Origin of the sequence: Nocardioides segetis (assembly GCF_051390595.1) — a bacterium.
Classification (GTDB): domain Bacteria; phylum Actinomycetota; class Actinomycetes; order Propionibacteriales; family Nocardioidaceae; genus Nocardioides.
In genome coordinates, this window is record NZ_JBNINR010000012.1 from 34,651 (window position 1) to 47,068 (window position 12,418).

11 protein-coding genes are annotated in these 12,418 nt (G+C 72.5%); 6 read left to right on the plus strand and 5 right to left on the minus strand.

What is annotated here, in order from left to right:
* Positions 1-8 precede the first annotated feature (8 nt).
* On the minus strand, positions 9-452 hold the full coding sequence (locus tag ACPZVR_RS18660; protein ID WP_436701179.1) for a universal stress protein: 444 nt from the start codon (positions 450-452) through the stop codon (positions 9-11).
* Positions 453-563: 111 nt separating this feature from the next.
* Entirely contained in the window at positions 564-1,994 is a 1,431-nt protein-coding gene (locus tag ACPZVR_RS18665) for an aminopeptidase P family protein (RefSeq protein ID WP_436701180.1), read from the minus strand.
* An 81-nt stretch (positions 1,995-2,075) separates the two neighbouring features.
* Here ACPZVR_RS18665 and ACPZVR_RS18670 point away from each other — a divergent pair, with 81 nt between their 5' ends.
* The 5 genes from ACPZVR_RS18670 to ettA all read left to right on the plus strand — a co-directional run bounded on the left by ACPZVR_RS18670 (position 2,076) and on the right by ettA (position 8,815).
* Positions 2,076-3,197: a PrsW family intramembrane metalloprotease gene (locus ACPZVR_RS18670; protein ID WP_436701181.1), complete on the plus strand. Its 1,122-nt coding sequence runs from the start codon at positions 2,076-2,078 to the stop codon at positions 3,195-3,197.
* Entirely contained in the window at positions 3,194-4,933 is a 1,740-nt protein-coding gene (locus ACPZVR_RS18675; protein WP_436701182.1) for a dynamin family protein, read from the plus strand. Before ACPZVR_RS18670 ends, ACPZVR_RS18675 begins: the two co-directional genes overlap by 4 nt.
* An 8-nt stretch (positions 4,934-4,941) precedes the next feature.
* Positions 4,942-6,525, plus strand: a complete 1,584-nt coding sequence (locus ACPZVR_RS18680) for a GTPase (RefSeq protein ID WP_436701183.1) — start codon at positions 4,942-4,944, stop codon at positions 6,523-6,525.
* A gap of 184 nt (positions 6,526-6,709) precedes the next feature.
* Positions 6,710-7,123, plus strand: coding sequence for a single-stranded DNA-binding protein (locus tag ACPZVR_RS18685; RefSeq protein WP_436701184.1), 414 nt, complete (start codon positions 6,710-6,712; stop codon positions 7,121-7,123).
* A gap of 9 nt (positions 7,124-7,132) precedes the next feature.
* Positions 7,133-8,815: an energy-dependent translational throttle protein EttA gene (gene ettA / locus ACPZVR_RS18690; protein WP_436701185.1), complete on the plus strand. Its 1,683-nt coding sequence runs from the start codon at positions 7,133-7,135 to the stop codon at positions 8,813-8,815.
* A 65-nt stretch (positions 8,816-8,880) separates the two neighbouring features.
* Here the strand turns inward: ettA and ACPZVR_RS18695 are convergent, their stop codons facing one another.
* From ACPZVR_RS18695 to ACPZVR_RS18705, 3 genes are all read right to left on the minus strand, one after another.
* Positions 8,881-9,393, minus strand: coding sequence for a MarR family winged helix-turn-helix transcriptional regulator (locus tag ACPZVR_RS18695; protein ID WP_436701186.1), 513 nt, complete (start codon positions 9,391-9,393; stop codon positions 8,881-8,883).
* Positions 9,394-9,397: 4 nt separating this feature from the next.
* On the minus strand, positions 9,398-9,967 hold the full coding sequence (locus tag ACPZVR_RS18700; protein ID WP_436701187.1) for a GNAT family N-acetyltransferase: 570 nt from the start codon (positions 9,965-9,967) through the stop codon (positions 9,398-9,400).
* Positions 9,968-10,150: 183 nt separating this feature from the next.
* Positions 10,151-11,365, minus strand: coding sequence for an acetyl-CoA C-acetyltransferase (locus tag ACPZVR_RS18705; protein WP_436701188.1), 1,215 nt, complete (start codon positions 11,363-11,365; stop codon positions 10,151-10,153).
* Positions 11,366-11,505: 140 nt separating this feature from the next.
* Here ACPZVR_RS18705 and ACPZVR_RS18710 point away from each other — a divergent pair, with 140 nt between their 5' ends.
* Positions 11,506-12,411 (plus strand): acyl-CoA thioesterase, encoded by a 906-nt coding sequence (locus tag ACPZVR_RS18710; protein WP_436701189.1) that lies wholly within the window; start codon positions 11,506-11,508, stop codon positions 12,409-12,411.
* Positions 12,412-12,418: the final 7 nt, after the last annotated feature.

The window sequence follows — 12,418 nt, forward strand, 5'->3', positions numbered from 1 at the left end:
GAGAGCGGCTACTTGCGCTCGTGCGTGTGCGCGACGTACACGTCGCAGGAGGCGTGCGCGGCGACGTCGCGGGCGATGCTGCCCAGCACCCGCCCGGCGATGCCCTGCACCCGCTTGTTGCCCACGACGATCAGCTCCGCGCCGACCTGGCCGGCCGCGGTCACCAGCGCCTCACCGGGCTTGCCGTCGGCGGCGGCGGTGGTGATCTCGAGGCCGGGGTGGGTCAGGCGCAGCGTCGTGGCCGCCTTGGCGGCGACCTCCTCGGCGTCCCGCTCGGAGCTGAGGATGAGCGTGTCGCTGCCGATCTGGACGGTCTCGGACTCGAACTTGCCGAAGGCCGAGACCACGTGCAGCCGCGCACCCAGCGCCTGGGCGAGCATCGCCGCCCTCTCGGCCGCGGCCATCGCGGTGTCGCTGCCGTCCACGCCGGTCACGATCGTCTTGTCCGCCATCGCTCTCTCCTGTCCGAGCTGTCCGAGCCGTCCGAGCGCGCCGAGGACGGCCAGTTGTCAGGGCAGCAACGTAGCGCAGCGGGCGGGCATGACGCGGCCGCGATCGCACCCTCAGCCGCGCAGCGCGGCCATCCACTCCTCGACCGCGTCCGGGGTGCGCGGCAGCCCCGCCGAGAGGTTCTCGATGCCGTCGGCGGTGACCACCACGTCGTCCTCGATCCGGATGCCGATGCCGCGCAGCTCCTCGGGGACGAGCAGGTCGTCGGCCTGGAAGTACAGTCCCGGCTCGACGGTCAGCACCATGCCCTCCACCAGGTCGGCCTCCCGGTAGGCCTCGGGCGCCGCCTGGCCGCAGTCGTGCACGTCCATGCCGAGCATGTGGCTGACGCCGTGCAGGGTCCAGCGGGCGTAGACGCGGGAGTCGGGGGAGAGGGCCTCGTCGACCGACACCGGCAGCAGGCCGAGGTCGTCGAGACCGTGCGCGAGCACCTCCATCGCCGCGTCGTGACCGGCCAGGAACCTGGCTCCCGGCCGCAGCGCAGCCAGGGCGGCGTCCTGGGCCCGCAGCACCAGGGTGTAGAGGTCGCGCTGCAGCGGCGAGAAGGTGCCGCTGACCGGCAGGGTGCGGGTGACGTCGGCGGTGTAGAGGTTCGCGCCCTCGACGCCCATGTCGAGCAGGATCAGGTCACCGGGTACGACGGCGCCGGAGTTCTCGATCCAGTGCAGGGTCGTGGCGTGGGAGCCGTTGGCGACGATCGAGTCGTAGCCGAGGTCGTTGCCCATGGTCCGCGCGCGGCGGAAGAAGGTGCCCTCCAGCCAGCGCTCGCCGTGCTCGATCACCCGGTCCCACTCGCGCACGCAGTCCTCGAAGCCCAGCGTCGTCGCGTCGACCGCGGCCTGCAGCTCCGCGATCTCCCACGCGTCCTTGACCAGGCGCATCTCCGAGGCGACCCGGGCCAGCTCGCCGTCGCGGCCCTCGTCGCCGGCGACGAGGCCGTCGACGGTGGCGGACACCCCGCGGTGCACGCGGGTCTTCGCGCCGCGCGCCAGGTCGGCCGCGAGCTCGTCGACGTGCTTGACCGTCAGGCCGAGCGCAGCCTCCAGCTCGCCGGCCGACGGGCGCTTGCCCGCCCACAGGGCGCCGTACTGGCGGTCGCGGAAGAACTCGTCGGTGTCGCGGCCCGAGCGCGGGCGGGCGTAGAGCACCGAGGAGCCGTCCGGCTCGACGACCAGGACGGCGTCGGAGGTGTGGTTGCCGGAGTAGTAGGCGTGCGCGGTGTCGGCGCGGAAGCGGTAGTCGGTGTCGTAGGCGCGCACCTGGTATCCGCCGCCCGGCAGGACCAGCCGCTCGCCGGGGAACGCCTCGGCCAGGCGGGCGCGGCGGGCGGCCGCGAGATCGGCGACGGGGTGACGGGCGACGTCGTCCTCGCGCTCGTCCCAGCCGGTCCGCATGAACGCGGCATAGGCCTCGGGGACGGCCGGGTCGTGCTGCTCCGTCTTGGGGGCGTTCTGGGCGCTGTCGTCGGTGATGTCCGCACTCACCTTGTCACTGTACGACCACGTACGCTCGCCCGCACACCCGGCGATCGGGGGCGCGGCAGCCGCTCCCGATAGGGTTCCCCCATGCCTTCAGCCCGCCGCAACAGCGTCGCCTTCACGGTCGTCGTGACCGTGGCGGTGGTGTTCGGCGCGCTGCTCACCCTGCTGATCCTCGCCCTGTCGGGCGCCCCGGCCATCACGCTGCTGGCGACGGCGCTCGCCGCACTGCCGGTGGGCCCCGTGCTGGCGGCGTACCTCTGGCTGGACCGCTACGAGCCGGAGCCACGCCTCCTGCTCGCCGGCGGCCTCGCGTGGGGCGCGTTCGTCGCGACCATGGCCGCGATCGTCGTCCAGGGCCTCGGCGGCCTGCTCGTCGGCTTCACCGACGACTTCTCGCTCGCGGTCGCCGCGCCGGTGATCGAGGAGGCCAGCAAGGGCCTCTTCCTCGTGCTGCTGCTGTGGTGGCGGCGCGCGGAGGTCGACGGCATCCTCGACGGCATCGTGTACGCCGGCATGGTCGGTGTCGGCTTCGCCTTCACCGAGAACATCCTCTACCTCGCCGCTGCCTGGAACGGCACCGACGGGATGGGCCCCGGCGGCATCGAGGCCGTCACCGGCACCTTCGTCATCCGCTGCGTGTTCAGCCCCTTCGCCCATCCGCTGTTCACCGCGTTCACCGGCATCGGCATCGGCCTCGCGGTCGCCTCGCGCAACCGGAGCGCGCGCTGGCTCGCGCCTCTCGGCGGCTACCTCATCGCGGTGCTGGCCCACGCCGTCTGGAACGGCTCCACGGTGTTCGGGTTCGGCAGCTTCGCCGTCGTGTACGTCGTCATCATGGCGCCGGCCTTCATCGGCATGATCGCGCTGGCGTGGTGGGCTCGCGAGACCGAGGCCCACGTGCTGCGGATGGCGCTCACCGACGCGGCGCAGCGCGGACTCCTCCCCGCGACCGACATCGGGTGGGTCGTGGACCTGCGGGCCCGCCGCGACGCGCGCCGCCACGCGCGGCTCCAGGGCGGCCCGGAGGCGGAGCGCGCCATGCGCGACTACCAACAGGCCGCGATCGAGCTCGGCTACCTGCACCATCGGCTGCTTCGGGGCACCGCCCCGGCCGACTGGCAGGTGCGCGGTCAGGACTTCCTCGGTCGGATCCAGGCGGCTCGGCCGCGGATCGCCTTTCCAGGACAGGTGGTACCCCAGCGATGACCCTCGGCGCCGATCTCAGCGACGACCTCCTCGGGAGCAGGATGCTCACCGAGGTGGTCCGCCTGCACGGATCCCTGCTCAACGCGCCGCTCCCGCTCGACCTCCCCGGCGTGGACGCGCTGCGGGTGGGGCGCGAGCACATCATCGAGCAGCTCGAGGACTACATCATCCCGCGGCTCACCGAGCTCGACGCGCCGCTGCTGGTGGTCGTCGGCGGCTCGACCGGCGCGGGCAAGTCCACCCTCGTCAACACGCTCGTCGGCAGCCGGGTGACCGTCCCCGGCCTGCTGCGTCCCACGACCCGCTCGCCGGTGCTGGTCCACCACCCGGAGGACGGCCGCTGGTTCGGCGCCGACCGGCTGCTGCCGGAGCTGGCGCGCGTCCAGCAGGCCACCAACGACCAGTTCGCGATCCAGCTCGTCCCCAGCACGGCCGTGCCACGCGGCCTGGCCGTCCTCGACGCCCCCGACGTCGACTCCGTCGACGAGCGCAACCGCGAGCTCGCCGCGCAGCTGCTCGCCGCCGCCGACCTGTGGCTCTTCGTCACCTCCGCGGCGCGCTACTCCGACCAGGTCCCGTGGGAGCACCTCAAGAACGCCGTCGACCGCAACACCGCCGTCGCGCTCGTGCTCAGCCGCACGCCGGAGGAGGACGTCGCGACCGTCTCGGTCCACCTCGCCCGGATGATGGCCGCCCGCGGGCTCAAGGACAGCCCGCTGTTCGCCGTACCCCAGGGCACGGTCAGCGACGAGGGGCTGCTGCCCGCGTCGTACGCCACCGAGATCAGGGAGTGGCTCCAGGCGCTCGCCGCCGACGCGGCCGCGAAGCGTGACGTCGTCAACCAGACCGTCGGCGGAGCGGTGCGTACCGTGACCCGCAAGGCGTTCCCGATCGCCGACGCCGTCGCCCAGCAGGTGGAGGCGGTCGGCGAGCTGCTGACCGTCGCCGACCGGGTCTACGACGACGCGCAGACCGCGCTGCTGGCCGCCGGTGCCGACGGCACGCTCCTGCGCGGCGACCTGCTGGCGCGGTGGCAGGAGTTCGTCGGCAGCGGCGAGCTCACCCGCACCCTCGAGGCCAAGGTCGGCTTCGTGCGCGAGCGGCTGGTGAACGCGATCAAGGGCAAGCCACAGCAGGCCGAGCGCGTCGGCGTCGCCCTCGAGATGGGCATCGAGGCCCTGGTCGCCGACCACGCCGAGCGGGCCGCCGCGACGGCCGCCGCGGCCTGGCGGGAGCGGTCCTACGGCGAGGCGCTGCTCAAGTCGACGACCGACGACCTCGCCCGGGCGGGGCGCGGGTTGCGCTCGCAGGCGGAGCAGGAGATCCGGGGTTGGCACGACGAGCTCCAGGAGTTCGTCAAGCACGAGGCCGGCGACGCGCGGCACAGCGCGCGCTTCCTCGCGCTCGGCGCCCGCGGACTCGCCGTCACACTGGGCGTCGTGGCGCTCGCCGGACCGGATCCGCGCGGCGCCGCCGCGGAGTCGGTGCGGTTGGGCCGCACCCTGCTGGAGAGCACGCTCGGCGAGGCCGGAGCCGCCCGGGTGGTCGACCGGGCCCGTGGCACCCTCGCCCGGCGGCTCACGAACCTCATGGGCGCCGAGCGCGCCCGCTACCTCGCGCCGGCCGCGCGGTGGGAGCTCAAGCCGGACGCGCCGGACCAGCTCCGCCAGGCGGCGCGACGAGTGGACGACCTGCGGTTCGCCGCGGCGAAGAAGGGAACGGGTGGACACCTGTGACGGCACCGTTGGCTGAGGGGCGCGGCGACGCGATCCCGGCGGATCTCGCGACCCGCGGCACCTCGATCGGCACCCGGGTCGCCGGGCTCGGCGCGGCGGTCGAGGCCGCGCGCGGCCGCGTGGCCGACCCGCTGCTCGACGACGTGGCCGCCGCGGTGGACAGGTCCACCGGCCGGCTGCGGCTCTCGGCGCGGCACACGGTGGTCGCCATCGCCGGTGCGACCGGCTCGGGCAAGTCGTCGACGTACAACGCCCTGACCGGACTCGAGCTGTCGTCGGTCGGCATCCGCCGGCCGACGACCTCCTGGGCCACCGCGGTGGTGTGGGGCAGCGAGGGTGCCGGCGAGCTGCTCGAGTGGCTCGGCATCCCGCCGCGGCACCAGACCATGCGCGACTCCATGCTCGACACGCGCTCCGAGTCGGAGTTCGACGGCGTCGTCCTGCTGGACCTGCCCGACCACGACTCGACCGAGGTCGCCCATCACCTCGAGGTCGACCGGCTCGTCGCCGTCGCCGACCTGATGGTGTGGATCCTCGACCCGCAGAAGTACGCCGACGCGGCCGTCCACGACCGCTACTTCAAGCCGATGGGCACCCACCAGGACGTCATGCTCGTCGCGCTCAACCACATCGACACCGTGCCTCCGGAGCGGCGGCAGGCGATGATCGACGACGTGCGCCGGCTGCTCGCCGAGGACGGGCTGCCGCAGGTGCAGGTGCTGCCCATCTCGGCGAAGGAGGGCATCGGCATGGCCGAGCTCCGCGCCGAGATCCTGCGCCGGGTCAACGACAAGCGCAGCACGAGCCTGCGGGTGGAGGCCGACATCGCGGCCGCCGCCGGCCGCCTCGAGCAGGCGGGCGGCACCCTGCCGGCGCCCGAGCTCGCGCCGCGCCGCGTCGAGGAGGTCGAGGACCGCGTCGCCGACGCCGCCGGCATCTCCGCGGTGGTCGAGGGCATCGAGCGCACCGTGGGGGAGCGGGCCCGCCGCGCGGTCGCGTGGCCGCCCTTCGCCCTGCTGCGGCGCGGCGCGGACGGTCCCGGCGCCGACCCCGAGATCGCGCCCCTCGACCGGGCCGCGGTCGACACCACGGTCCGCGCGCTCGCCGACGAGGTCTCCGACGGCATCGGCCCGGCCTGGGCGCCGCGGGTGCGCGCCGCCGCGTCGACCGGCCTGGCCGCGACCGGCGAACGGCTCGAGAAGGGCCTGCGGGGCGTTGACCTCGGCGGCCGGCTCCCGGCCTGGGTGACGCTCGTCCGGTTGCTCCACTGGCTCCTCCTGCTGGCCGCCGTCGGCGGGTTCGCCTGGTGGGGTGTCGCCGCCGTGCAGGGCACCACCGACGACCTCGCCGCGGTGGCGGGCTTCCCGCTCCCGGCGGTGCTCGGCATCGGCGGGCTCGTCCTCGGGCTGCTGCTCGCGGTGGTGGGCGGGATGCTGGTGCGCGGGCTGGCCCGCCAGCGGGCCGATCAGGCCGACGAGCGCCTGCGTGGCGTGGTGCACCAGGTCCTCGAGCGCGACGTCGTCCAGCCGATCGGCACCGAGCTGTCGTCGTACGCCGCCTTCCGGCGCGGCATCGAGGCCGCGCGCGGCTGAGCGTCTCGAGACCGCCTCTCCCGGTCCCAGCCGTCCCCGGAGGGGGCGTCGGGCCTCCACAGGCCGGGTGGGTGCACCGCTGCGTCCACAGGCGGTCGGGAGGCGGTGGCCCGGCGTCGGTCCCGTGCCGTGGACTCGTCGGCGACCGGTCGCTCCCGCGACCGCCGACGAGAGGAGTCCCGAGATGTCCTACCAGACGATGGTCACCGTGCAGGGATGGATCGGCACGACGCCGATGCTGCGCGAGGTCGGTGGCGTGCCCGTCCTCAACTTCCGGCTCGGATGCACGCCGCGCCACTTCAGCCGGGCCTCCGGCACCTGGGTCGACGGCCAGCCGCAGTGGTACGGCGTCAGCGCCTGGCGCCGGCTGGCGACCCACGGCGGCCCGTCGCTGCACCAGGGCGATCCCGTTCTCGTGCACGGCCGGCTCGAGCACCGCACCTATGTCAACAAGAGCGGCGTCGAGGTCGTCGCCCTCGAGATCGAGGCGCTGACGATCGGCCACGACCTCACCCGGGGCGTCGCGACCTTCGTCAAGGCCGCGTCCGGCGCGTCCGCGGGTGACCCCGAGCACGACCGCGGGGCCGCCGCTGCGTAGCCTGGGGGCATGGCTGAGTACGTCCTCTCTCTGCGCAATGTGCGTAAGGCCCACGGCGACAAGGTGGTCCTCGACAACGTCACGCTGTCGTTCCTGCACGGCGCGAAGATCGGCGTCGTCGGCCCCAACGGCATGGGCAAGTCCTCGCTGCTCAAGCTCATGGCCGGGCTCGACCAGCCCAACAACGGCGACATCGTCCGCGACCCCGACGCCACGGTGGGCATGCTCCAGCAGGAGCCGCCGCTGACCGAGGGCAAGACCGTGCTCGAGAACGTCGAGGAGGCGGTCGCCGACACGAAGGCGAAGATGAAGCGCCTCGAGGACGCCTACATGGAGATGGGCGACCCCGACGCCGACCAGGACGCGCTCATGGCCGAGACCGGCGAGCTGCAGACCGAGCTCGACAACATGAACGCCTGGGACCTCGACAGCCGCCTGGAGCAGGCGATGGACGCGCTGCGTTGCCCGCCGTCGGACGCGCTCGTGGACAACCTGTCCGGTGGTGAGCGCCGGCGCGTCGCCCTGTGCAAGCTGCTGCTCCAGCAGCCCGACCTGCTGCTGCTCGACGAGCCCACCAACCACCTCGACGCCGAGTCCGTCCAGTGGCTCGAGGGTCACCTGAAGTCCTACCCGGGCGCCGTCTTGGCGGTCACCCACGACCGGTACTTCCTCGACAACGTCGCCGAGTGGATCGCCGAGGTCGACCGCGGCTCGATCCACGGCTACGAGGGCAACTACTCGACCTACCTGGAGACCAAGAAGGAGCGGCTCAAGGTCGAGGGCGCCAAGGACGCCAAGCGCGCCAAGATGCTCGAGAAGGAGCTGGAGTGGGTGCGCTCCAACGCCAAGGCGCGCCAGACCAAGTCCAAGGCGCGGCTCCAGCGCTACGAGGAGATGGCGGCCGAGGCCGACAAGGCCCGCAAGATCGACGCCGCCGACATCAACATCCCCCCGGGTCCCCGGCTCGGCGACGTCGTTCTCGAGGCCCAGCACCTCACCAAGGGCTTCGAGGGCCGGATCCTGTGGAACGACATCTCCTTCACGCTGCCGCGGGCCGGCATCGTCGGCGTGGTCGGTCCCAACGGCGTCGGCAAGACGACGCTGTTCCGGATGATCACGGGCAGCGAGCAGCCCGACGCGGGCACGCTCAACGTCGGCCAGACGGTGAAGATCTCCTATGTCGACCAGAGCCGCGGCGGCATCGACCCCAACAAGAACGTCTGGGAGGTCGTCTCCGACGGCCTGGACTTCATCAAGGTCGCCAACTTCGAGATGAACAGCCGCGCCTACGTCGCGTCGTTCGGCTTCAAGGGCCCGGACCAGCAGAAGAAGGCCGGCGTGCTCTCCGGCGGTGAGCGCAACCGCCTCAACCTCGCGCTCACGCTCAAGCAGGGCGGCAACATGCTGCTGCTCGACGAGCCGACCAACGACCTGGACGTCGAGACCCTGTCCTCGCTCGAGGACGCGCTGCTCGACTTCCCGGGCTGTGCCGTCGTCACCTCCCACGACCGCTGGTTCCTCGACCGCGTCGCCACCCACATCCTCGCCTGGGAGGGCACCGAGGAGAGCGAGGGCGAGTGGTTCTGGTTCGAGGGCAACTTCGCCTCCTACGAGGAGAACAAGATCGAGCGCCTCGGCGTCGAGGCTGCCCGCCCGCACCGGGTCACCCATCGCCGCCTGACGCGGGACTGAGCTGGATGGCGCGAGCGCGTCGCCGCCGGGCGGAGCCTCCGCTACGGCCGGCGGGCCGCTCGCGCCTAGGACCGGATCTCGCGCTCCGGGTGCGCGTCGATCAGCTGGTCGCAGACCGCGTCCATCACGCGGCCCAGCGCGCGCAGGTCGTCGGGCGCGACGAGGTCGACGAGCGAACGGCGTACGGTCTCGACGTGGTCGGGGGCGGCCGTGCGCAGCATGTCGCGGCCGGCGTCGGTGAGCCGGCAGTCGACGCCGCGCCCGTCCTCGGGTGACTCCTCGCGCAGCACGAGGCCGGCCGACTCCATCCGCTTGACCGTGTGGGTGACGCGGCTGCGGCTGTGGGCGAGCGCCGCGGCGAGCTGGGCCATCCGGAGGGTCCCGTCGGCCTCGGAGAGGCGGACCAGGATCTCGTACTCCACCGCCGAGAGGCCGTGCTCGCGGCGCAGGTCCTCGTCGAGGCGGTCGAGCAACAGGGTCGTGCCGAGCAGGAACGAGCGCCAGGTGCGTTGCTGGTCCTCGTCGAGCCAGCGCGGCGGGTGGCCGGTCGCCACGGGCCCAGCGCTGTCGTCAGTCACCGCGTCAGTCTAAGGCGATCCTCATCAGCACCCGGGGGTGTCCGCTCAGGACGGACGTCGTGTCGGCGACGTACCGGAAGCCGGCCGCCTCGAAGTTGGCCCGCAGCCCGGCGTAGGCCATCGTCTGGTCGACCTTCGCGTCGCCGTTGTCGAGCGGGTACGCCTCGACCGCCGGCGCGCCCTGGTCGCGGGCGAAGGCGACCGCGCCCTGGATGAGGTGGTGGGAGATGCCCCGGCCGCGGTGCCCGGGACGCACCCGGATGCACCACAGCGACCAGACCGGCAGGTCGTCGACGTGGGGGATCTTGCGGTTGCGGGCGAAGGTCGTCGCCGAGCGCGGCGCGACCGCCGCCCAGCCGACCGGCACGTCGCCGTCGTAGGCCAGCACCCCGAGAGGTCCGTCCTCCAGCAGCCGGGCGACGAACTCACCGCGCTCCTGCCCGCGCATCTTGTTGTTGACGGTGGACGGGATCCGGTAGCTCAGGCACCAGCACACGCTCGCGTCGTCCCGCTTGGGTCCGACCAGTGCCTTGACGTCCTCGAACACGGCGGCAGGCCGCACCTCGATGCTCATGCACCGCAACCTACGACCCGCCGCCGACACCGACCCGTCGCAGATTGAACTCCGGACGGCGCCGACCCGTCGCAGATTGAACAGCGAGCTACTCAACCTGCGCCGGGTCGGCCCGCACGCGTGTTCAATCTGCGCCGGGTCGGCACTCCTGGCGAGTTCAATCCGCGCCGGGTCGGGACGGGATCAGCTGAGGCGCTCCAGGATCATCGCCATGCCCTGGCCGCCGCCGACGCACATGGTGATGAGGCCGGTGGACTTGTCGTGCCACTGCAGGGAGTTGAGCATCGTGTTCTGCAGGCGGGCACCGGTCATGCCGAAGGGGTGACCCACGGCGATGGCGCCGCCGTTGACGTTGAGCTTCTCGATCGGGATGCCGAGGTCCTCGGCCGACGGCAGGACCTGGGCGGCGAAGGCCTCGTTGATCTCGGCGAGGTCGATGTCGTCGATGGTCATGCCGGCGTACTTGAGGGCGTTGCGGGTCGCCTCGACCGGGCCCAGGCCCATGATCTCGGGGGAGAGGCCCGAGACGCCGGTGGAGACGATGCGGGCGAGCGGGGTGAGGCCCAGCTCGGCCGCCTTGGTGTCCGACATGATCACCACAGCTGCGGCGCCGTCGTTGAGGGGGCAGCAGTTGCCCGCCGTCACCACGCCGTCGGGCCGGAAGACCGGCTGCAGCTGGGAGATGGCGTCGTAGGTGACGCCCGCGCGGGGGCCGTCGTCCTTGGTCACGACGGTGCCGTCGGCGAGCGTGACGGGGGTGATCTCCCGCTCCCAGAAGCCGTCGGCGATCGCCTTCTCGGCGAGGTTCTGCGAGCGCACGCCGAAGTGGTCGAGGTCCTCGCGCTTGAGGCCGCGCATCCGCGCGACGTTCTCCGCGGTCTGGCCCATCGCGATGTAGATGTCGGGCAGCAGGCCGTCCTCGCGCGGGTCGTGCCAGTCCTTGCCGCCCTGGGCGTACTCCTCGGTGCGCTGCTGGGCGTCCGCGAAGAGGGGGTTCTTGGTGTTCGGGATGTGGTCGGAGGTCCCGAACTGGAAGCGCGAGACCGTCTCGACGCCGGCGGAGATGAAGACGTCGCCCTCGCCGGCCTTGATCGCGTGGAAGGCCATCCGCGAGGTCTGCACCGACGAGGAGCAGTAGCGCGTGACGGTCGCGCCGGGGATCTCGTAGCCCATCAGCGTGGTCACGATCCGCGCCATGTTGTTGCCGGCCTCGCCGCCGGGCAGGCCGCAGCCGAGGAGCAGGTCGTCGACATCGTTGGGGTCGAGCGCGGGGATCTTGTCCAGGGCGGCCTGGGCGATGAACGCCGTCAGGTCGTCGGGACGGAAGTCCTTGAGCGAGCCCTTGTTGGCACGCCCGATCGGCGTACGGGCGGCGGACACGATCACGGCCTCGGGCATGGAGACTCCTCGGTGCAGGTGAGTGGCGGAACCCGCACAGCGTAGTCGGCCGGAACTGCAACGCGTTCCCGCCGTGTCGCACGCCACAGCCCGGTCCCTGGATCCGGGCCGCGTCCCGGAGGACCGTCGGGTCTGGAAGCATGACGCGCGTGCGGCACCGCTACGACTGCCCCCTGCGCTGGGGTGACATCGACCAGCTCAACCACGTCAACAACGTGAAGTACGTCGACTACCTGCAGGAGGCCCGCGGCGCCCTCCTGCACGCCTGCCGGACGGCCGCCGGCGTCGAGCACCACCACAACGACGCCTATGTCGTACGCCGCCACGAGGTCACCTTCCGCGCGCCCCTGCGCTTCCGCTTCCAGTCCGTGTCGATCGAGTCGTGGGTCAGCGAGCTCCGCACCGCCAGCTTCACGCTCGATCACGAGGTGTTCGAGGAGCGCCCCGACGGCACGCGCACGGTCTACCTGCGCGCACGGACGGTGCTGGCGCCCTTCGTCCTCGAGACGGGGGCACCGCGCCGCCTCGACGACCAGGAGCGCACCGCGCTGGCGCCGTACGCCGAGCTGGGGGAGGTGCGCTCGCGGCCGGTCCTGGTCGACGTACCTCGGGAGCGGGCGGCGCACTATCCGGTCCAGGTGCGGTTCTCGGACCTCGACATCTACCGTCACGTCAACAACGTGAAGTACTTCGAGTACTTCCAGGAGGCCCGGATCGCCTCGCTCGGACGGCTGCGGCAGGGACTGCGGGACTTCCCGCGGATCGCGAGCGTGATCGCCCAGGCCGACGTCGAGTACGTCGCCCCGATCACCCTGCGGCCGCAGTCCTACGACGCCTGGTCGGTGATCTCGCGGATCGGCACCAAGTCGATGGCCATCGAGTCCGAGATCACCGACGGCACCGACCGGTCGGCGGGCGGGGCGGTGCTGGCCCGGTCGAAGGTCGCTCTCGTCTTCTTCGACGTCGAGACCCAGCGCTCGGTCACTCCGCCACCCGGCTTCCGCGAAGCGCTCGTCGACGCCCTCGGCGACATGGTCGTCGGCTGAGCCGGAG